At 44.0% G+C, this 21,571-nt stretch carries 20 protein-coding genes and 1 riboswitch; of the genes, 17 read left to right on the forward strand and 3 right to left on the reverse strand.

The window, feature by feature from the left end:
- Nucleotides 1-50: 50 nt before the first annotated feature.
- From gndA to tig, 12 genes are all read left to right on the forward strand, one after another.
- Nucleotides 51-1,475 carry an NADP-dependent phosphogluconate dehydrogenase gene (gene gndA, locus B7717_RS05225; RefSeq protein ID WP_000158761.1) on the forward strand — a complete coding sequence of 475 codons (1,425 nt, stop codon included), beginning with the start codon at nucleotides 51-53 and terminating at the stop codon, nucleotides 1,473-1,475.
- A gap of 11 nt (nucleotides 1,476-1,486) precedes the next feature.
- On the forward strand, nucleotides 1,487-2,176 hold the full coding sequence (locus tag B7717_RS05230) for a response regulator transcription factor (RefSeq protein WP_000518005.1): 690 nt from the start codon (nucleotides 1,487-1,489) through the stop codon (nucleotides 2,174-2,176).
- 99 nt (nucleotides 2,177-2,275) lie between these two features.
- A complete protein-coding gene (gene cbpF / locus B7717_RS05235) occupies nucleotides 2,276-3,313 on the forward strand; it encodes a choline-binding protein CbpF (protein WP_084944323.1) in 1,038 nt (345 codons plus the stop codon).
- Between the two features lie 121 nt (nucleotides 3,314-3,434).
- The gene (gene mvk / locus B7717_RS05240; protein ID WP_084944324.1) at nucleotides 3,435-4,313 is read left to right on the forward strand and encodes a mevalonate kinase; all 879 of its coding nucleotides are present in this window, start codon (nucleotides 3,435-3,437) and stop codon (nucleotides 4,311-4,313) included.
- Nucleotides 4,295-5,248 carry a diphosphomevalonate decarboxylase gene (mvaD, locus tag B7717_RS05245; protein WP_084944325.1) on the forward strand — a complete coding sequence of 318 codons (954 nt, stop codon included), beginning with the start codon at nucleotides 4,295-4,297 and terminating at the stop codon, nucleotides 5,246-5,248. Before mvk ends, mvaD begins: the two co-directional genes overlap by 19 nt.
- Nucleotides 5,235-6,242: a phosphomevalonate kinase gene (locus tag B7717_RS05250; protein WP_084944326.1), complete on the forward strand. Its 1,008-nt coding sequence runs from the start codon at nucleotides 5,235-5,237 to the stop codon at nucleotides 6,240-6,242. Before mvaD ends, B7717_RS05250 begins: the two co-directional genes overlap by 14 nt.
- On the forward strand, nucleotides 6,226-7,227 hold the full coding sequence (gene fni / locus B7717_RS05255) for a type 2 isopentenyl-diphosphate Delta-isomerase (protein ID WP_084944327.1): 1,002 nt from the start codon (nucleotides 6,226-6,228) through the stop codon (nucleotides 7,225-7,227). Before B7717_RS05250 ends, fni begins: the two co-directional genes overlap by 17 nt.
- Nucleotides 7,228-7,393: 166 nt before the next feature.
- Nucleotides 7,394-8,092 carry a cell wall-active antibiotics response protein LiaF gene (gene liaF, locus B7717_RS05260; protein WP_084944328.1) on the forward strand — a complete coding sequence of 233 codons (699 nt, stop codon included), beginning with the start codon at nucleotides 7,394-7,396 and terminating at the stop codon, nucleotides 8,090-8,092.
- Complete coding sequence (locus B7717_RS05265; RefSeq protein WP_084944329.1) at nucleotides 8,089-9,084, forward strand: sensor histidine kinase; 996 nt, start codon at nucleotides 8,089-8,091, stop codon at nucleotides 9,082-9,084. The genes liaF and B7717_RS05265 overlap by 4 nt, the downstream gene beginning before the upstream one ends.
- Before the next feature lie 13 nt (nucleotides 9,085-9,097).
- A complete protein-coding gene (locus B7717_RS05270; protein ID WP_000698407.1) occupies nucleotides 9,098-9,730 on the forward strand; it encodes a response regulator transcription factor in 633 nt (210 codons plus the stop codon).
- Entirely contained in the window at nucleotides 9,731-10,387 is a 657-nt protein-coding gene (locus tag B7717_RS05275; RefSeq protein WP_084944330.1) for a DNA alkylation repair protein, read from the forward strand.
- Between the two features lie 90 nt (nucleotides 10,388-10,477).
- Nucleotides 10,478-11,761, forward strand: a complete 1,284-nt coding sequence (tig, locus tag B7717_RS05280) for a trigger factor (protein WP_084944331.1) — start codon at nucleotides 10,478-10,480, stop codon at nucleotides 11,759-11,761.
- A gap of 47 nt (nucleotides 11,762-11,808) precedes the next feature.
- Here the strand turns inward: tig and recD2 are convergent, their stop codons facing one another.
- From recD2 to rnhC, 3 genes are all read right to left on the reverse strand, one after another.
- Nucleotides 11,809-14,175, reverse strand: a complete 2,367-nt coding sequence (gene recD2 / locus B7717_RS05285) for an SF1B family DNA helicase RecD2 (RefSeq protein ID WP_084944332.1) — start codon at nucleotides 14,173-14,175, stop codon at nucleotides 11,809-11,811.
- A gap of 128 nt (nucleotides 14,176-14,303) precedes the next feature.
- Nucleotides 14,304-14,918 carry a signal peptidase I gene (gene lepB, locus B7717_RS05290; protein ID WP_084944333.1) on the reverse strand — a complete coding sequence of 205 codons (615 nt, stop codon included), beginning with the start codon at nucleotides 14,916-14,918 and terminating at the stop codon, nucleotides 14,304-14,306.
- Between the two features lie 3 nt (nucleotides 14,919-14,921).
- A complete protein-coding gene (gene rnhC, locus B7717_RS05295) occupies nucleotides 14,922-15,803 on the reverse strand; it encodes a ribonuclease HIII (protein ID WP_084944334.1) in 882 nt (293 codons plus the stop codon).
- An 86-nt stretch (nucleotides 15,804-15,889) separates the two neighbouring features.
- Between rnhC and B7717_RS05300 the strand changes: the two genes are divergently transcribed.
- The 5 genes from B7717_RS05300 (at nucleotide 15,890) to B7717_RS05320 (ending at nucleotide 21,520) form a co-directional block, all read left to right on the forward strand.
- On the forward strand, nucleotides 15,890-16,192 hold the full coding sequence (locus B7717_RS05300; RefSeq protein WP_000002026.1) for a hypothetical protein: 303 nt from the start codon (nucleotides 15,890-15,892) through the stop codon (nucleotides 16,190-16,192).
- On the forward strand, nucleotides 16,189-16,737 hold the full coding sequence (locus B7717_RS05305; RefSeq protein WP_084944335.1) for a CvpA family protein: 549 nt from the start codon (nucleotides 16,189-16,191) through the stop codon (nucleotides 16,735-16,737). The genes B7717_RS05300 and B7717_RS05305 overlap by 4 nt, the downstream gene beginning before the upstream one ends.
- Nucleotides 16,738-16,837: 100 nt before the next feature.
- Complete coding sequence (locus tag B7717_RS05310) at nucleotides 16,838-19,174, forward strand: endonuclease MutS2 (RefSeq protein WP_049478066.1); 2,337 nt, start codon at nucleotides 16,838-16,840, stop codon at nucleotides 19,172-19,174.
- A gap of 165 nt (nucleotides 19,175-19,339) precedes the next feature.
- Nucleotides 19,340-19,428, forward strand: a riboswitch (glycine riboswitch).
- Nucleotides 19,429-19,517: 89 nt separating this feature from the next.
- Nucleotides 19,518-20,840, forward strand: coding sequence for an alanine/glycine:cation symporter family protein (locus B7717_RS05315; RefSeq protein WP_084944336.1), 1,323 nt, complete (start codon nucleotides 19,518-19,520; stop codon nucleotides 20,838-20,840).
- 131 nt (nucleotides 20,841-20,971) lie between these two features.
- Nucleotides 20,972-21,520 (forward strand): carboxymuconolactone decarboxylase family protein, encoded by a 549-nt coding sequence (locus tag B7717_RS05320; protein WP_000206774.1) that lies wholly within the window; start codon nucleotides 20,972-20,974, stop codon nucleotides 21,518-21,520.
- The last annotated feature ends 51 nt before the right edge of the window (nucleotides 21,521-21,571 follow it).

A 21,571-nucleotide genomic window follows, 5' to 3' on the forward strand; every position in this document is an offset into this window, starting at 1 on the left:
TCATAGGTAAAAATGATAAAATAAAACATATTAAACAAGAGGAGTGTCACATGACAAAAGCTAACTTTGGTGTCGTTGGTATGGCCGTAATGGGTCGTAACCTTGCCCTAAATATCGAATCTCGTGGTTATACAGTTGCCATTTACAACCGTAGTAAAGAAAAAACAGAAGACGTAATTGCTTGCCATCCTGAAAAGAACTTTGTGCCAAGCTATGACGTTGAAAGCTTTGTAAACTCAATCGAAAAACCTCGTCGTATCATGCTGATGGTTCAAGCTGGACCTGGTACAGACGCAACTATCCAAGCCCTTCTTCCCCACCTTGACAAGGGTGATATCTTGATTGACGGAGGAAACACTTTCTACAAAGATACCATCCGTCGTAATGAAGAATTGGCAAACTCAGGTATCAACTTTATCGGTACTGGGGTTTCTGGTGGTGAAAAAGGTGCCCTTGAAGGTCCTTCTATCATGCCTGGTGGACAAAAAGAAGCCTACGAATTGGTTGCGGATGTTCTCGAAGAAATCTCAGCTAAAGCACCAGAAGATGGCAAACCATGTGTGACTTACATCGGTCCTGATGGAGCTGGTCACTATGTAAAAATGGTCCACAACGGTATCGAGTATGGTGATATGCAATTAATCGCAGAAAGCTATGACCTCATGCAACACTTGCTAGACCTTTCTGCAGAAGACATGGCAGAAATCTTTACTGAGTGGAACAAGGGTGAATTGGACAGCTACTTGATCGAAATCACAGCTGATATCTTGAGCCGTAAAGACGATGAAGGTCAAGATGGACCAATCGTAGACTATATCCTGGATGCTGCAGGAAACAAAGGAACTGGTAAATGGACGAGCCAATCAGCACTTGACCTTGGTGTGCCATTGTCACTCATCACTGAGTCAGTCTTTGCCCGCTACATCTCCACATACAAAGAAGAGCGTGTACATGCTAGCAAGGTCCTTCCAAAACCAGCTACTTTCAAATTTGAAGGTGACAAGGCTGAGTTGATCGAAAAGATCCGTCAAGCTCTTTACTTCTCAAAAATCATTTCATACGCACAAGGTTTTGCTCAATTGCGTGTGGCTTCTAAAGAAAATAACTGGAACTTGCCATTTGCGGACATCGCATCTATCTGGCGTGATGGCTGTATCATCCGTTCTCGTTTCTTGCAAAAGATCACAGATGCCTACAACCGCGATGCTGATCTTGCCAACCTTCTCTTGGATGAGTACTTCTTGGATGTTACTGCTAAGTACCAACAAGCAGTGCGTGATATCGTAGCTCTTGCTGTTCAAGCTGGTGTACCAGTGCCAACCTTCTCAGCAGCTATTACTTACTTTGATAGCTACCGTTCAGCAGACCTTCCTGCTAACTTGATCCAAGCGCAACGTGACTACTTTGGTGCCCACACTTACCAACGTAAAGACAAAGAAGGAACATTCCACTACTCTTGGTATGACGAAAAATAAGTAGGTCTGCCATGGGGAAACGGATTTTATTACTTGAGAAAGAACGAAATCTCGCTCATTTTCTCAGTCTGGAACTCCAAAAAGAGCAATACCGTGTTGATCTGGTAGAGGAGGGGCAAAAAGCCCTCTCCATGGCTCTCCAGACAGATTATGACTTGATTTTACTGAATGCTCGTCTGGGGGATATGACGGCCCAGGATTTTGCAGAGAGGCTGAGTCGGACAAAACCTGCCTCAGTGATTATGGTCTTGGACCATCGCGAAGAATTGCAAGACCAGATTGAGACAATCCAGCGCTTCGCCGTTTCTTACATCTATAAGCCAGTGATTATTGATCAGCTGGTGGCTCGTATTTCAGCGATTTTCCGAGGTCGGGACTTTATCGACCAACACTGTAGTCAGATGAAGGTCCCAACGTCTTACCGCAATTTGCGTATGGATGTAGAACATCATACCGTTTATCGTGGCGAGGAGATGATTGCTCTGACGCGCCGTGAGTATGACCTTTTGGCCACTCTCATGGGAAGCAAGAAGGTCTTGACTCGTGAGCAGTTGTTGGAAAGTGTTTGGAAGTACGAAAGTGCGACAGAAACCAATATCGTGGATGTTTATATCCGTTATCTACGTAGCAAGCTTGATGTAAAAGGTCAAAAAAGCTACATTAAAACCGTGCGTGGTGTTGGTTACACCATGCAAGAATAGAAAAGCAGTTGCAGTTGTGTAACTGCTTTTTTTGAGAAATTTCTATATATTGACATACAATAAAGTCTTTGCTACAATCAGTTATGGAGGAAAAATCTAATGAAATTTTTGAAAAAAATGTTGCAAGTTGTTCTAGCAGTCTTTTTCTTTGCTTTGCTAACGACTAATACCGTATTGGCGGATGATGCTGATTCAGAAGGCTGGCAATTTGTCCAAGAAAATGGTAGAACCTACTATAAGAAGGGTGACATCAAAGAAAAGGCCTGGAGAGTGATTGATGGTAAATACTATTATTTTGATCATGTATCAGGTGAGATGGTTGTTGGATGGCAGTATATTCCCATGCCAGATAAAGGTAGTACCATTGGTCCTTACCCAAATGGTATCAGATTAGAATATATGCCAATGTCAAGATGGTACTACTTTAATCAAGATGGCGTACTACAAGAGTTTGTTGGTAAGCAAGTTTTAGAAGCAAAAACTGCTACAAATACCAACAAACATCATGGGGAACAATATGATAGTCCAGCAGAGAAACGAGTCTATTATTTTGAAGATCAGCGTAGCTATCACACTTTAAAAACTGGTTGGATTTCTGACGAAGGGCATTGGTATTATTTACAGGAGGATGGTGGCTTTGATTCTCGCATCAACAGATTGACTGTTGGGGAGATAGCACGTGGTTGGATCAAGGCTTATCCTCTAACCTATGATGAAGAGAAGCTAAAAGCGGCTCCATGGTACTACTTGGATCCAACAACTGGGATTATGCAAACAGGTTGGAAATATCTTGGCAATAAGTGGTACTACCTCCGTTCATCAGGAGCTATGACAACTGGCTGGTATCAGGAAGGCTCAACTTGGTACTATTTAGATGCTGAAAATGGCGATATGAAAACAGGCTGGCAATATCTTGGTAACAAGTGGTACTATCTCCGTTCATCAGGAGCTATGGCGATTGGCTGGTATCAGGAAGGTTCGACTTGGTATTATCTACATACAAGTAATGGCGATATGAAGACTGGTTGGTTCCAGGTCAATGGCAAATGGTACTATGCTTACAGCTCAGGTGCTTTAGCAGTGAATACGACCGTAGAAGGCTATTTTGTCAACTATAATGGCGAATGGGTTCAATAAGGAAAGAGGCGATTGTGAAGGAAACAATCGCTTTTTTTGTGAAAATATAATAAAATAGATAGGAAAGAATAAATACTTGTATGAAAAATGAGACGGCTTTTTCGTCTAGCAAAAGGAAAAAATGACAAAAAAAGTTGGTGTCGGTCAGGCACATAGTAAGATTATTTTAATAGGAGAGCATGCGGTCGTTTACGGTTATCCTGCTATCTCCCTGCCTCTTTTGGAGGTGGAGGTGACTTGTAAGGTAGTTCCTGCAGCGAGTCCTTGGCGCCTCTATGAGGAGGATACCTTGTCTATGGCGGTGTATGCCTCGCTTGAGCATCTAAATATCAAGGATGCTTGCATTCGCTGTGTGATTGACTCGGCTATCCCTGAAAAACGAGGGATGGGTTCGTCTGCGGCTATCAGCATAGCGGCCATTCGAGCTGTTTTTGACTACTATCAAGCCGAACTGCCTCATCATGTATTGGAAATCTTGGTCAATCGGGCTGAGATGATTGCCCATATGAATCCGAGCGGGTTGGATGCCAAGACCTGTCTCAGTGACCAGCCTATTCGCTTTATCAAGAACCTTGGATTTACAGAGCTTAAGATGGATCTATCCGCTTATTTGGTCATTGCAGATACGGGCGTGTATGGTCACACTCGTGAAGCTATCCAAGTAGTTCAAAGCAAGGGGAAGGATGCCCTACCGTTTTTGCATGCCCTGGGAGAATTGACCCAGCAGGCAGAAGAGGCAATTAGACGAAAAGATGCTGAGGGACTGGGACAAATCCTCAGTCAAGCGCATTTACATTTAAAAGAAATTGGTGTCAGCAGCCCTGAGGCAGACTCCCTCGTTGAAACGGCTCTTAGCCATGGTGCTCTAGGTGCCAAGATGAGTGGTGGTGGACTAGGGGGCTGTATTCTCGCCTTGGTAGCCAATCTGGATCAAGCGCAAGAACTAGCAAAACGATTAGAAGAGAAAGGAGCTGTTCAGACATGGATCGAAAGCCTGTAACAGTACGTTCCTACGCAAATATTGCCATTATCAAATATTGGGGAAAGAAAAAAGAAAAAGAGATGGTTCCTGCTACTAGCAGTATCTCTCTGACTTTGGAAAATATGTACACAGAGACGACTTTGTCGCCTCTACCGACGGATGCGACTGCTGATACCTTTTATATCAATGGTCAGCTTCAGAGTGAGGCTGAGCATGCCAAGATGAGCAAAATCATCAACCGTTACCGTCCAGAAGGTGAGGGATTTGTCCGTATCGATACCCAAAACAACATGCCGACTGCGGCTGGCTTGTCATCCAGTTCTAGTGGTTTGTCCGCCTTGGTCAAGGCTTGCAATGCTTATTTCCAGCTTGGTTTGAATCGGAGCCAGTTGGCGCAGGAGGCTAAGTTTGCCTCAGGGTCGTCCTCTCGCAGTTTTTATGGACCGTTAGGTGCCTGGGATAAGGATAGCGGGGAAATTTACCCTGTAGAAACAGACTTGAAACTAGCTATGATTATGTTAGTGCTGGAGGACAAGAAAAAACCAATCTCTAGCCGTGATGGGATGAAACTCTGTGTGGAAACCTCGACGACTTTTGATGATTGGGTTCGCCAGTCTGAGAAGGATTATCAGGATATGCTGGTTTATCTCAAAGAGAATGATTTTGCTAAGGTTGGGGAATTAACGGAGAAAAATGCCCTAGCCATGCACGCTACGACCAAGACTGCTAGTCCAGCCTTTTCTTATCTAACGGATGCTTCCTATGAAGCCATGGACTTTGTTCGCCAGCTTCGTGAGCAAGGTGAAGCCTGTTACTTTACCATGGATGCCGGTCCCAATGTCAAGGTCCTCTGTCAAGAGAAAGATTTGGATCATCTATCTGAAATCTTTGGTCAACGTTACCGCCTGATTGTGTCAAAAACAAAGGATTTGAGCCAAGATGATTGCTGTTAAAACTTGCGGGAAACTCTATTGGGCAGGTGAGTATGCTATTTTAGAGCCAGGGCAGTTAGCCTTGATAAAGGCTATTCCCATCTATATGAAGGCTGAGATTGCTTTTTCTGAGAACTATCGTATCTACTCAGACATGTTTGATTTCGCAGTGGACTTGACGCCAAATCCTGACTACGGCTTGATTCAGGAAACGATTGCTCTAGTGGAAGATTTCCTCGTTTATCGTGGGCAAGCCTTGCGACCTTTTTCCTTGGCAATCCGTGGCAAAATGGAACGAGAAGGGAAAAAGTTTGGTCTAGGCTCTAGCGGTAGTGTTGTTGTCTTGGTGATCAAGGCCCTGCTGGCTCTATATGATATTACGGTTGATCAGGATTTCTTGTTCAAGCTGGCTAGCGCGGTCTTACTCAAGCGAGGAGACAATGGTTCTATGGGAGACCTTGCCTGTATTGTGGCAGAGGATTTGGTTCTCTACCAATCTTTTGATCGAAAGAAGATAGCTACTTGGTTGGAAGAAGAAAGCTTGGCAACAGTTTTGGAGCGTGATTGGGGCTTTTCTATCTCACACGTACAACCTGCCCTAGAATGTGATTTCCTAGTGGGATGGACCAAGCAAGTGGCTGTATCGAGTCAAATGGTTCAGCAAATCAAGCAAAACATCAATCAGAATTTTTTAACTTCCTCAAAAGCAACGGTGTCTGCTTTGGTAGAAGCCTTGGAGCAGGGGAATGCAGAAAAAATTATCGAGCAGGTGGAAACAGCTAGTCGACTTTTAGAAGGCTTGAGCGCAGATATTTACACACCTTCGCTGAGACAGTTGAAAGAAGCCAGTCAAGATTTGCAGGCTGTTGCCAAGAGTAGTGGCGCTGGTGGTGGTGACTGTGGGATTGCCTTGAGTTTTGATGAGCAATCAACTGAAACCTTAAAAAATCGTTGGGCCGATCTGGGGATTGAGCTCTTATACCAAGAAAGGATAGGACATGACGACAAATCGTAAGGATGAGCATATCCGATATGCCCTTGAGCAAAAAAGCTCCTATAATAGCTTTGATGAGGTTGAGTTAATCCACTCCTCGCTACCGCTCTATGACCTAGATGAGATTGATTTGTCTACAGAATTTGCAGGTCGAAAGTGGGACTTTCCTTTTTATATCAATGCCATGACGGGTGGAAGCGATAAGGGGAGAGAAATCAATCAAAAGCTGGCTCAGGTGGCAGAAGCCTGTGGGATTTTGTTTGTGACGGGCTCTTATAGCGCAGCCCTCAAAGATCCAACAGATGACTCTTTTTCTGTCAAGACTAGCCATCCAAATCTCCTTCTTGGAACCAATATTGGCTTGGACAAGCCTGTTGAGTTAGGACTTCAGACTGTAGAAGCGATGAATCCTCCCCTCCTGCAAGTGCATGTTAATGTCATGCAGGAATTGCTCATGCCAGAGGGAGAAAGAAAGTTTCGAAGCTGGCAATCGCATCTAGCAGATTATAGCAAGCGTATCCCTGTTCCAATCGTTTTAAAGGAAGTGGGCTTTGGGATGGATGTGAAGACCATTGAGAGAGCCTATAATCTGGGTGTTCGAACGGTTGACCTGTCAGGTCGTGGTGGCACCAGCTTTGCCTATATCGAAAACCGTCGCAGTGGCCAGCGTGATTACCTCAATCAATGGGGCCAGTCTACTATGCAAGCCCTTCTCAATGCCCAAGACTGGAAAGACAAGGTCGAACTCTTGGTCAGTGGAGGGGTTCGTAACCCACTGGATATGATTAAGTGCTTGGTCTTTGGAGCCAAGGCTGTGGGACTGTCACGTACCGTTCTGGAATTGGTTGAAACCTACACAGTTGAAGAAGTGATTGGCATTGTCCAAGGCTGGAAAGAAGACCTGCGTTTGATCATGTGTGCCCTTAATTGTGCCACCATAGCGGATCTACAAAACGTAGACTATATTCTTTATGGCAAACTAAAAGAAGCAAAAGATCAGATGTAGAGAGGTCGGGACAAGAATCCCGCCCTTTTTTGTAGCCTTTTGTCAACTGTGGTGGGCTGAAAGAACCTAGTTTGTTGGAGCGATTTCTGTCCTATCTCCTTTTTCCATCCTCAGACCGAGGTGACTTTTTTGAATTGTGATAAAATAGAAAAGAGAGGATGCATCTATGAAAAAATTTCAAATCTTTTTATTTATTGAAGCCTGTCTATTGACGGGAGCTCTGATTTTGATGGTATCAGAGCATTTTTCGCGTTTTCTGCTGATTCTATTCCTCTTTTTGCTCTTGCTTCGTTATTATACAGGTAAAGAGGGCAACAACGTTTTCCTCCTTGTGGCGACCATTCTTTTCTTTTTCATCGTCATGCTCAATCCCTTTGTGATTTTAGCCATCTTTGTGGCAGTTATCTATAGTCTCTTTCTTCTTTATCCAATGATGAATCAAGAAAAAGAGGAGACCGACTTGGTCTTTGAAGAGGTGGTGACGGTAAAAAATGAACGCAATCCTTGGTTTGGCAATCTCCATCATTTCTCTAGTCACCAGACCTGCCAATTTGACGATATCAACCTCTTTCGCCTCATGGGCAAGGACACCATTCATTTGGAAAGAGTTATCCTAACCAATCATGACAATGTCATTATCCTTAGAAAGATGGTGGGAACGACTAGGATTATCGTACCTGTAGATGTGGAAATCAGCCTCAGTGTTAACTGTCTTCATGGAGATTTAACCTTCCTTCATCAACCTAAGCGAGCCCTCCGTAATGAACACTATCATCAGGAAACCAGAGACTACCTCAAGAGTAACAAGAGTGTCAAGATTTTCCTAACTACTATGGTTGGCGATGTGGAGGTGGTCAGAGGATGAAAAAGCAATCGTACCTATTAATCGGCCTGACTTCTCTCCTTTTTATCCTCTTTTTAACCAATAGTCTGCTTGATATTTTAAATCTTGATTGGTCCTATTTGCTACAGGATATCGAGAAAACAGAGAAACTCATCTTCTTGATTTTGGTCTTTAGCCTTTCCATGACCTTCTTTTTTGTCCTTTTTTGGCGCGTGATGGAAGAAATTTCTCGCAGAAAAATGCAAGTCAATCTCAAGCGACTGCTAGCAGGAAAAGAGGTGGTTGCCTTTGCAGATCCAGACTTGAATGCCAGTTTCCAATCCTTGTCTGGCAAGCTCAACCTCTTGACAGAAGCTGTTCAAAAGGCTGAAAATCAAAGCCTGGTCAAGGAAGAAGCAATCATCGAGAAAGAACGGAAGCGGATAGCACGTGACTTACATGATACAGTTAGTCAGGAGTTGTTTGCAGCCCATATGATTTTATCAGGTGTCAGTCAGCAGGCTTTGAAGCTGGATAGAGAAAAGATGCAGACCCAGTTGCAAAGTGTCGCGGCCATCCTAGAGACAGCCCAAAAGGATTTGCGGGTCTTGCTCCTACATTTGCGACCAGTTGAGTTGGAAGAGAAGAGTTTGGTTGAGGGGATTCAAATCCTCTTAAAAGAGCTTGAGGACAAGAGTGATCTCAAGGTTAGTTTCAAGCAAAATGTGTCTAAATTGCCCAAGAAGATTGAAGAACATATCTTCCGTATTTTGCAGGAGTTGATCAGCAATACCCTCCGCCATGCCCAGGCATCTTGCCTAGATGTCTACCTCTATCAGACAGATGTTGAATTGCAGCTGAAGGTGGTGGACAATGGTATTGGTTTCCAGTTGGGGAGTTTAGACGACTTGAGTTATGGACTGCGAAATATCAAGGAGCGAGTCGAAGATATGGCAGGAACGGTTCAACTCTTGACAGCTCCCAAACAAGGACTGGCGGTTGATATCCGTATTCCCCTGCTAGATAAGGAATGATAAAGGAGTAGAGATGAAAATTTTACTTGTAGATGACCATGAAATGGTTCGATTGGGCTTGAAAAGCTATTTTGATCTCCAAGACGATGTGGAAGTTGTGGGCGAGGCTGCCAATGGGGCTCAAGGTATTGACTTGGCCTTGAAACTGCGTCCAGATGTCATTGTCATGGATATCGTCATGCCTGAGATGAATGGGATTGACGCGACCTTAGCCATCCTCAAAGAATGGCCTGAAGCCAAGATTTTGATTGTAACTTCTTACTTGGACAATGAAAAAATCATGCCAGTCTTGAATGCGGGTGCCAAAGGTTATATGCTCAAGACTTCTAGTGCAGACGAACTGCTCCATGCCGTTCGTAAGGTGGCTGCTGGAGAGCTGGCTATTGAACAAGAGGTCAGCAAGAAAGTCGAATACCACCGCAATCATATGGAACTTCATGAAGAATTGACTGCGCGTGAGCGAGATGTACTTCAACTCATCGCCAAGGGCTACGAAAATCAGCGCATTGCAGATGAACTCTTTATCTCTCTCAAGACGGTCAAGACCCATGTGTCCAATATCCTTGCCAAACTTGAGGTCAGCGATCGCACCCAGGCGGCGGTCTATGCCTTTCAGCACCACTTGGTCGGGCAGGAGGACTTTTAGATGAGTCTTGAAGATTTACTTGTGGAGCTAGAAGCAGCAAAAGACCCTGAAAAAGCAGGGCCTATGGAAGCCTATATGCGCCATCAATTTCCCTTTCTAGGTATTGCTGGTCCTGAAAGAAATGCCCTCTACAGAAAATACTTTCCAAGTGCGAAAAAAACAAAGCTGATCGATTGGGATTTTGTAGATACTTGCTGGGAAAAGGATGCTAGAGAATACCAGTATGTGGCTGCTAACTATTTGAAAGCCATGCAGTTTTATCTAACGAAGGACGATTTGCCTGAGCTTGAGCGTCTGGTCGTGACCAAGTCTTGGTGGGACACGGTAGATATCCTAGATCGAGTAGTAGGAAGTTTGGTGGCTAACCATCCGGAACTTGAAGAAGTGCTTTTAAAATGGAGCCTATCAGACAATATCTGGTTGAGACGTGTGGCTATTGATCATCAGTTGTTAAGGAAAGAGAAAACAAATGTCCAACTAATGGAAAAGATCCTACTCAATAATCTGGACCAGACAGAATTTTTTATCAACAAAGCCATCGGCTGGGCTCTAAGAGACTACTCTAAAACCAATCCCGAATGGGTAGCACGTTTTATTGAAAAAAATAAGAAGAGAATGGCTGAACTTAGTATCAGGGAAGCGAGCAAGTACCTCTAGCACTATTGAAAAGCGCATTCATTACTTGAAAAAAGTCGCTATTATATGGTATAATGGACTGTATTAAAAATTTTAAGGAGAAATGACAGAATGTCTGTATCATTTGAAAACAAAGAAACAAACCGTGGTGTCTTGACTTTCACTATCTCTCAAGACCAAATCAAACCAGAATTGGACCGTGTATTTAACTCAGTAAAGAAAACTCTTAACGTTCCAGGTTTCCGTAAAGGTCACCTTCCACGCCCTATCTTCGACCAAAAATTTGGTGAAGAAGCTCTTTATCAAGATGCAATGAACGCACTTTTGCCAAACGCTTATGAAGCTGCAGTAAAAGAAGCTGGTCTTGAAGTGGTTGCTCAACCAAAAATTGACGTGACTTCAATGGAAAAAGGTCAAGACTGGGTTATCACAGCTGAAGTCGTGACAAAACCTGAAGTAAAATTGGGCGACTACAAAAACCTTGAAGTATCAGTAGATGTAGAAAAAGAAGTAACTGACGCTGACGTTGAAGAACGTATCGAACGCGAACGCAACAACTTGGCTGAATTGGTTATCAAAGAAGGCGCTGCTGAAAATGGCGACACTGTTGTGATTGACTTCGTTGGTTCTATCGATGGTGTTGAATTTGACGGTGGAAAAGGTGAAAACTTCTCACTTGGACTTGGATCAGGTCAATTCATCCCTGGTTTCGAAGACCAATTGGTAGGTCACTCAGCTGGCGAAACTGTTGATGTTATCGTAACATTCCCAGAAGACTACCAAGCAGAAGACCTTGCAGGTAAAGAAGCTAAATTCGTGACAACTATTCACGAAGTAAAAGCTAAAGAAGTTCCAGCTCTTGACGATGAACTTGCAAAAGACATCGACGAAGAAGTGGAAACTCTTGACGAATTGAAAGAAAAATACCGCAAAGAATTGACTGCTGCGAAAGAAGAAGCATACAAAGATGCCGTTGAAGGCGCAGCAATCGATAAAGCTGTAGAAAACGCTGAAATCGTAGAACTTCCAGAAGAAATGATCCACGAAGAAGTTCACCGTTCAGTAAATGAATTCCTTGGAAACTTGCAACGCCAAGGGATCAACCCTGACATGTACTTCCAAATCACTGGAACTACTCAAGAAGACCTTCACAAACAATACGAAGCAGAAGCTGAGTCACGTACGAAGACTAACCTTGTTATCGAAGCAGTTGCCAAAGCTGAAGGATTTGACGCTTCAGAAGAAGAAATCCAAGAAGAAATTAAGCAATTGGCAGCAGACTACAACATGGAAGTTGCACAAGTACAAAACTTACTTTCAGCTGACATGTTGAAACACGATATCACTATCAAAAAAGCTGTTGAATTGATCACAAGCACTGCAACAGTTAAATAATCTTAAAAGAGAAAAAGCCCACCTGACTAGGTGGGCTTTCTGCTGCACTATTTTCCAAAAATCTCTTTGAGATCTGTATCTGTAATCCCGATCATAGCGGGGATGCTAGACCAGTTTTCCTCGGTGAGGATGTGGGATTGTTCAGAGTCACTTGCTGTGGCAGTTTCAGAGAAGGCTTGTTTACTTTCTTCAATATTTTCAATTAAATCACTGAAACGCTCAATCAGATAGGTCTTGCGAGCAGTCCCGATATGCTTAACTGCATAGTCAAAGGCCTGTAATTCACCTAGTAAGATAAGTTTGCTTTTGGCGCGTGTAATGGCTGTGTAGATGAGATTTCGCTCCAGCATGCGCTTGCTAGCACTGGTGATGGGTAGGATGACAACAGGAAACTCACTTCCCTGAGACTTATGAACACTCATGGCATAGGCTAGTCGAATTTTGTACCATTCATTACGTGGGTAGACGACTTCATTGCCATCAAAATCAATGACAATCTCGTCTTGTTTGGACTCGGTGTATTTTCCAGGAATCAGGTCTGTGATGTAGCCTAGGTCTCCGTTAAAGACATTGACTTCAGCGTCGTTGACTAGGTGAATAACCTTGTCCCCTGTTCGATAGTGACACTGAGTTGCTTCAAAGCTAACTTGCCCCTTTTGCTGAGGATTGAGCAGGTCTTGCATGAGTTGGTTGATGGCATCAATACCAGCAGTTCCTCGATACATAGGCGCTAGCACCTGAATATCGCGAGCCGGAATGCCACTTCTGAGGGCAGCACCAAGAATTTTCTCAATCGTAGCGGGGATATGGTTGCTTGCAATTTCAAAATAAGAGCGGTCTGCCTTTTTCTGAGTAAAGTCTGCTGGCAAGATTCCCTTTCGAATTTGACTAGCCAAGGTAACGATAGTTGATTCTTCGCTCTGACGGTAAATCCGTTCCAAGCGAGTCTGCGGAATCAGGGATATCTGGAGCAGGTCGGCCAGAACTTGTCCAGGACTGACAGAAGGCAACTGGTCACTGTCTCCCACGATGAGGATTTTACTGTTAGAGGAGATATTGGAGAAGAGTTGGTTGGCTAGCCAAGTATCCACCATGGAAAACTCATCTACAATGATAAAATCGGCATCCAGATAATCTTCCAGATGACTGGTATCATCGTCTCCCGTCATCCCCAAATGACGGTGTATGGTCGCGCTAGGCAAACCTGTTAATTCATTCATGCGCCGAGCCGCTCGACCAGTTGGAGCAGCAAGAAGGATAGGCAGATTGCTTTTTTTCCTGAGATCAAGCCCTTCTAAAAGGGCATAAACAGCGATAATTCCATTGATAACAGTCGTCTTACCTGTACCAGGTCCACCTGTCAGGATAAAGACCTTGTTCTGGATAGCGTCGCAGATAGCCTGTTTTTGAATGCTATCGTACTGAATCCCCAGTTCTTGCTCGACAGTAGAGATATGCTTGTGAATGGTTTCCAAATCCTGATTTTTCTGCTTTTCTTTTTCAAGGATATGAACCAAGTGGCTACGGATGCCTTCCTCAGCGAAAAAGAGGCTATTATCAAAGATTTTAGTGTCAATCTGCTGAACCTTGTCTTCTTCAATCAGATGAGATAATTCCTGAGCGACTTGGCTGGGATCGAGTTCCACGGGACGGGAAGATTCGAGGAGAGTCAGGGTTTGTTCCAGCAAGTCTCGGGCTTCCATATAGGTATCGCCTGTATCCATACAACCTTGAAAGAGACTATGGACAAGGCCAGCACGGAAGCGCTCGGGAGCTTGGCTTTCGATACCTAGTTCGGCAGCTAATTGGTCAGCAATGGTAAAGCCCAAACCCTTGATATCCTCAACCAGTTGATAGGGATAATTTTCGACAATATCCAGCGTTTCTTCCTTGTAAAAGTCTTGAATCTGAAAGGCTAGTTTATTGGGAATGCCGTAGTTGGCCAGTTTTGCCAAAACCATCTCTGTCCCATAGTTGAGACGGAGGGTGGAGACAAAAGTCTCACGGTTTTTGGCAGAGAGTCCAGCAATGCTTTCCAGTTTTTCAGGATGCTCCAGAATTTCGTCTATGGTATTTTCGCCATAGGTATCAACGATTTTCTGGGCAGTCTTGAGACCGATTCCCTTAAAATGACTGCTGGAGAAATACTTGACCAAACCCTTGCTAGTGGGTTTTGCTCTTTCATAACGACTGATTTGTAGCTGTTCACCATACTTGGAGTGCTGAACGATTTGCCCCCAAAAGGTATAGTCTTCGCCCTCAATCACATCAGCCATGGTTCCTGTAACGATGATTTCAAAATCGTCAAAGTCCTCCGCATTGGTATCTTCGATATCTAGGAGGAGGATGCGATAGAAATTACTGACGTTTTCAAAAATAATGCGTTCAATGGTGCCTGAAAAATAAACTTCCATAGGTTTCCTTTACATGAGTTAATGAGAGTTGGACCTTAGCTTCTTTCAACAAGCTAGGAGACTAAAAGTCCTTCTTCTTGCAATAGAAAAAGAGACTGAGACTTAGCATTCTCGGCCTCTTCCTTATCTTAAAAAGTTCCGATACGGTTAAGTGGCCAGAAACGGAATTTTGCTTCACCTTTTATATCGCTGGCCTTGAAGGTACCGACATGACGGCTGTCGCTAGAGACTAGACGATCGTCACCAAGGAGAAGGTATTCGCCTTGAGGGACAGTATAGCTGAAGCTGGTATTGGAATTGATATCGACTGTAAAGGCCTGTGCCTTTTGAGCAAGTTCTCTAAAGTAAACTCCCTTATTGCCTTCAAATCCTTTTCCAGTATAGGTGTTCTGCAACTTTTCTGTTTTGAACAAGTTGAGGTACTCAGCTAGGTAAGGTTCATTCGTTTCTTCACCGTTGATAAAGAGTTTGTCATTTTCGTAGCGGATGGTATCTCCGGGCATACCGATGACCCTTTTGACAATGTCTTTATTTCCTTCTTCCTCATGCGCAACCACAATGTCGAAGCGGTCAATTGGGAGGTGTTTAACAACGAAGAGAACTTCTCCGTCGGCTAGGGTAGGGTCCATCGAGTGTCCTTCCACGCGGACATTGCTCCAAAGGAAAATGCGGCTAAGGCCTACCAGCGCGATAATCAGGAAGAAAACTCCCCATTCTTTTAGAAATGATTTAAACGAATTCATGATTTACCTTTCTAGAAGTGCTTTGGCTTTTTCAGTGTTTTTAAAATGCAGTTTGGCACAGAAATGAAGTCCTTTCATTCCATAGGCCTGAAGGATTTTACTAGCAACCTTATCTGATGCAGTTCCAGCGCCACTTGGCAGTTGATAGCCCAGTTCTCGTCCAAGATTTTCCAAGTTTTCAAGAAAGAGATCACGAGCGATGATGGAGCTAACCGCAACAGCCAAGTATTTGCCCTCAGCTTTTTCTTCCAAAGTGATCTTATTTGGAAAACGGTTGGCTTCTTGCGCCAAGTACTTGTCATAGTTTTTAGGACTTGTAAAAGCATCAATCACGATTTTCTCTGGCTGGACTCCTTTTTGAAGCAGGAGAAAGATAGCTTGGTTGTGAAGGGCAACCTTTACAGAAACAGCATTGAAACGCTCTCCGATAACTTCGTTGTACTTGCTCGGTGAAAGGAGGAGCGCTTGGTGCTGGATCTTTTCCTTGAGGATAGGGGCAAGCTGACGAATCTTTTGGTCTGTCAGAGTCTTAGAATCCCCTACACCGAGTTTTCGTAGGAAGTCATGCTGGTCAGGTGTCACGAAGGAAGCCACGACAGCTAGTCCGCCAAAGTAGGAACCATTTCCCACCTCATCAGTCCCAATCATAGAAAAATCTTGTCCACTGTTTTCTTGTTGAACTTGATAACCAAAGAAACTAGCGTATTGCTCCGCCATTTCGCCCTGGAGAAGAACTTTTCCAGAAGTATAGATGGAAACTGTTGCCTGAGGCAGTCTCAAAAAATAGCGAATATAAGGATTTTTACTAGGACTGAGAGCCTTCTGATACTGACTTAAAAAGCTCTGAATTTCCTGTTCACTTGGTGTGAGTGTGATACTTGCCATAGTCTCTATTGTACCACAAAAGCAGGAGAATTGGTAAAAACTGACAAAGTTAGCGAAATTTGGTATAATATCGTGAGGTGAATTTTATGGCAAATCTAAATCGATATAAGTTTACATTCGGGAAAAAGACATTAACCTTGACAACCGAGCATGACAACCTCTTTATGGAGGAAATTGCCAAGGTTGCGACTGAAAAATACCAAGCAATTAAAGAACAAATGCCTGGGGCGGATGATGAGATCATTGCGCTTCTTTTGGCGGTCAACTGTCTGTCTACACAACTCAACCGTGAAATTGAATTTGATGACAAGGAGCAAGAGTTGTTAGAACTCCGCCACAAGTTGATTGCTGTCAAACAAGAACAGAGCAAGATTGAGGACTCCCTATGATTTCAATCCTACTCTTATTGGTTCTGGCTTGGGGCTTTTACATCGGCTACCGTAGAGGTTTGGTGCTGCAAAGTTATTATTTCCTCGTTGCAGTGATTTCAGCCTTTGTTGCGGGACAGTTTTATAAATCGCTGGGAGATCACTTCCACTTGCTTGTCCCTTATGCCAATCCTCAGGAAGGACAGGGCACCTTTTTCTTCCCTTCAGACCAGCTGTTTCACCTAGACAAGGTCTTTTATGCGGGTCTCGCCTACCTTCTAGTTTTCGGAATTTGTTACAGTATCGGACGTTTTATCGGTTTGTTCCTACACTTGATTCCAACTAAAAAGCTCGATGTCAAATGGTTGCGTATCGGAGCAGGCCTTTTGTCGCTATTAGTAACCTTATTTGTCTTGCAAATGGCTCTGACCATTCTCGCAACAGTGCCTCTAGCAGTCATTCAAAATTCACTCGAAAAAAGTATAGTAGCCAAAAACATCATCCAAAGTGTCCCTTTTACGACAAACTTTATCAAACAACTCTGGGTGACAAATTTAATCGGATAAAAAGGGCGGGATTTTTCCTAGCCCTTTGTTTACAGATTGGAGGACTAGGTCAAAACCTCTAGTTGCTATGATCTTGTAAACTAGCATACAAGGAAAGAATATGAATACAAAAATACTAGAAACCTTAGAATTTAATAAAATCAAAGCCTTGTTTGAACCGCATCTTTTGACAGAACAAGGACTAGAGGAGTTAAAAGGCTTAGCTCCAACTGCCAAGGCGGATAAGATTAAACAAGCCTTTACAGAGATGGAGGAAATGCAAGCCCTATTTGTGGAGCAACCTCACTTTACCATCCTAGCGACGCGTGAGATATCAGCTGTTTGCAAGCGTCTGGAGATGGGGGCGGACCTCAATATCGAGGAATTTCTACTCCTCAAACGGGTCTTACTTGCTAGCAGAGAGTTGCAAAGTTTTTATGCCAATCTTGAAAATGTACGCTTGGAGCAGTTGGCGAGATGGTTTGAAAAACTGCATGATTTTCCACACTTGCAAGGGAGTCTCCAAGCCCTAAATGACGCAGGATTTATCGAGAATTTCGCCAGCGAAGAACTAGCACGCATTCGTCGAAAAATTCATGATAGCGAGAGTCAGGTCCGAGATGTCTTGCAAGACTTGCTCAAGCAAAAAGCGCAGATGTTGACCGAAGGGATAATTGCTAGCAGAAATGGTCGTCAAGTCTTACCAGTCAAGAACACCTATCGCAATAAGATTGCAGGTGTTGTTCATGACATCTCTGCTAGTGGAAACACAGTCTATATCGAGCCACGTGAGGTCGTGAAACTGAGCGAAGAAATCGCTAGTCTGCGAGCAGATGAGCGTTATGAGATGATTCGCATCTTGCAAGAACTATCGGAACGGGTTCGTCCTCATGCTGCTGAGATTGCTAATGACGCTTGGATTATCGGCCATCTGGATCTGATTCGTGCCAAGGTGCGTTTCATCCAAGAAAGACAAGCAGTTGTTCCTCAACTTTCAGAGAATCAAGAGATTCAACTCCTTCATGTTCGCCATCCTTTGGTCAAAAATGCTGTCGCAAACGATGTACACTTTGGTAAGGAATTAACGGCCATTGTCATTACAGGTCCCAATACTGGTGGGAAGACCATCATGCTCAAAACTCTGGGCTTGACTCAACTCATGGCCCAGTCAGGCTTGCCCATTTTAGCTGATAAGGGGAGCCGTGTCGGTATTTTCGAAGAAATCTTCGCAGATATTGGAGATGAGCAGTCTATCGAGCAAAGCTTGTCTACCTTCTCCAGTCACATGACCAATATCGTAGATATTCTTGGCAAGGTCAACCAACATTCACTCTTACTCTTGGATGAGTTGGGGGCTGGTACAGATCCTCAAGAGGGAGCCGCCCTTGCTATGGCTATTCTGGAGGATCTTCGTCTACGTCAGGTTAAGACCATGGCGACGACCCACTATCCAGAACTCAAGGCCTACGGTATTGAGACAGCCTTTGTGCAAAATGCCAGCATGGAGTTTGATACAGCCAGTCTGCGTCCGACCTATCGCTTTATGCAGGGCGTTCCTGGTCGAAGCAATGCCTTTGAAATTGCCAAACGCCTAGGACTGTCAGATGTCATCGTCGGGGATGCCAGTCAGCAGGTCAACCAAGATAATGACGTCAACCGCATCATTGAGCAATTGGAAGAGCAGACATTGGAAAGCCGCAAACGCTTGGACAATATCCGAGAGGTGGAGCAAGAAAACCTCAAGATGAACCGAGCACTCAAAAAACTTTACAACGAGCTCAATCGTGAAAAGGAAACTGAGCTTAACAAGGCGCGTGAACAAGCTGCAGAGATTGTGGAACTAGCGCTAAGTGAGAGTGACCAAATCCTGAAAAACCTCCACAGTAAGTCTCAACTCAAACCCCACGAAATCATTGAAGCCAAGGCTGAGCTGAAAAAACTAGCCCCTGAAAAAGTCGACTTGTCTAAAAACAAGGTCCTTCAAAAAGCCAAGAAAAAACGAGCTCCGAAGGTGGGAGATGATATCGTGGTTCTCAGTTATGGTCAAAGAGGAACCTTGACCGATCAGCTTAAGGACGGCCGCTGGGAAGCCCAAGTTGGCTTGATCAAGATGACCTTGGAAGAGAAAGAATTTGACCTTGTTCAGGCCCAACAAGAAGCCCCAGTCAAGAAAAAACAAGTCAATGTCGTCAAACGTGCTTCTGGTCGTGGTCCGCAAGCGAGACTGGATCTCCGAGGCAAACGGTACGAAGAGGCCATGAATGAGCTAGATGCCTTTATCGACCAAGCTCTGCTCAATAACATGGCGCAAGTCGACATCATCCATGGTATCGGAACGGGAGTCATCCGTGAGGGTGTCACCAAATACCTACAAAGAAACAAGCATGTTAAAACTTTCGGCTATGCTCCACAAAATGCTGGCGGTAGTGGCGCAACCATTGTGACCTTTAAAGGTTAAAAAAGAGTACTTCTCTTTTTTTGAAAAAGAAGTGAAAATCCATCTTTTTTCAAATAATATATTGACAAAAACTAACTTTTCTTGTAAAATAATAAAAAATTAAATACCAACACCGAATGAAGTTTAATAGAAGTGGAGAAAGGTTTGTTTTCCATGACTGTAAATGGACGGAACTCTGGAGAGACCGTAAAGGCACCGAAGGGGCAAGGCAGGAAACTGCTCAAACTCTCAGGTAAAAGGACAGAGCTAGGATAGACCGCTTTTTGGCATTTATCTAAGCATTCCAGAGTACATGTATCTTGCATGTGCTCTTTCTTTTGGGGTTGAAAGATAGGAGTAGGACATGTTAGAATTGCTAAAAGCGCTTGATGCTTTCGTTTGGGGACCTCCCCTCTTAATCTTATTGGTCGGAACGGGAATTTATCTGACCATCCGACTAGGGCTTTTGCAGGTGGCTCGTCTCCCTAAGGCCTTTCAGTTGATTTTTACCAAGGACAAGGGACATGGCGATGTGTCGAGCTTTGCAGCTCTTTGTACAGCTCTAGCTGCCACCGTTGGTACGGGAAATATCATCGGAGTTGCGACAGCCATTAAGGTTGGGGGACCAGGTGCCCTCTTTTGGATGTGGATGGCGGCCTTCTTTGGGATGGCGACCAAGTATGCCGAAGGCTTACTGGCCATCAAATACCGTACTAAGGATGCAAATGGAGCTGTAGCTGGAGGCCCCATGCACTACATCCTTTTGGGGATGGGAGAAAAGTGGCGTCCACTTGCTATCTTCTTTGCCCTAGCGGGTGTATTGGTAGCCCTTCTAGGGATTGGTACCTTTACCCAAGTCAATTCGATTACAGAATCTATCCAAAATACAGCTCAAATTGATCCAGCTATCACAGCTCTCGTTTTGTCTGTTTTTGTCGCGATTGCAGTCTTTGGTGGACTCAAATCCATTTCCAAGATTTCAACAGCAGTCGTCCCTTTTATGGCTATTGTCTATATTCTGGGAACTCTTACAGTCATTCTCTTTAATATCGAGAAAATTCCAGCCACACTTGCCCTCATCTTTACCTCTGCTTTTAGCCCTGTAGCTGCAGTAGGAGGATTTGCAGGTGCGACTATCCGTACTGCGATTCAAAATGGTGTGGCGCGAGGAGTCTTCTCTAACGAATCTGGTCTTGGTTCAGCTCCGATTGCAGCGGCTGCGGCTAAGACAAATGAGCCTGTTGAGCAAGGCTTGATTTCTATGACAGGGACCTTTATTGATACGTTGATTATCTGTACTCTGACAGGTCTGACAATCTTGGTAACTGGGGTTTGGAGCGGTGATTTGAATGGAGTAGCCCTTACCCAGTCAGCCTTCTCAACAATTTTTTCGCATTTTGGCCCTGCTCTTTTGACCATATTTCTGGTTCTCTTTGCCTTTACGACAATTCTCGGCTGGAATTACTACGGAGAGCGCTGTTTCGAGTTTCTGTTTGGCGTTCGCTTTATCTGGCTCTATCGAGTGGTCTTTGTGCTCATGGTCTTGCTGGGAGGATTTATCGAGTTGGATATGGTTTGGATTATCGCAGACATCGTCAATGCCTTGATGGCTTTACCAAACTTGATTGCCCTCTTAGTCTTGTCGCCAGTCGTCATTGCTGAGACTAAAAAGTATTTTAAACACTAACCCAATCACACTTTTAGTGTGATTTTTTTCATTTCATAGACATTTCCTATCAAGGCGATTGAAAATATATATTATCCAAGTGGAAAATTCTATGATAGACTAAATGACAATAAAATGAAAAGAGGTTTCTTATGACAACATTTACCATCCACACAGTAGAATCAGCACCAGCAGAAGTAAAAGAAGTTCTTGAAACAGTACAAAAAGACAACAACGGCTATATTCCCAACCTAATCGGTCTCTTGGCTAATGCTCCTACCGCGCTTGAAGCCTACCGAACTGTCGGAGCCATCAACCGTCGCAATAGCTTGACACCAGTGGAACGCGAAGTAGTACAAATCACAGCTGCCGTAACCAATGGTTGTGCTTTCTGCGTGGCTGGTCATACCGCCTTTTCGATCAAACAAATCCAGATGAATGATGATCTTCTCCAAGCTCTCCGCAACCGCACTCCGATTGAAACAGATCCAAAACTAGATACTCTAGCTAAGTTTACCTTGGCGGTCATCAATACTAAGGGTCGTGTAGGAGATGAAGCCTTGGCTGAATTTTTGGAAGCTGGCTACACGCAACAAAATGCCTTGGATGTTGTTCTCGGTGTCAGTCTAGCCAGCCTTTGTAACTATGCTAATAACCTAGCCAATACGCCTATTAACCCAGAATTGCAACCCTATGCCTAGTTGGAATCATAAAGAAAAAATGAAGGCTGAGTAAACCAGTCTTCATTTTTC

Origin of the sequence: Streptococcus oralis subsp. oralis (genome assembly GCF_002096495.1) — a bacterium.
In the GTDB taxonomy this organism is placed as follows: domain Bacteria; phylum Bacillota; class Bacilli; order Lactobacillales; family Streptococcaceae; genus Streptococcus; species Streptococcus oralis_CU.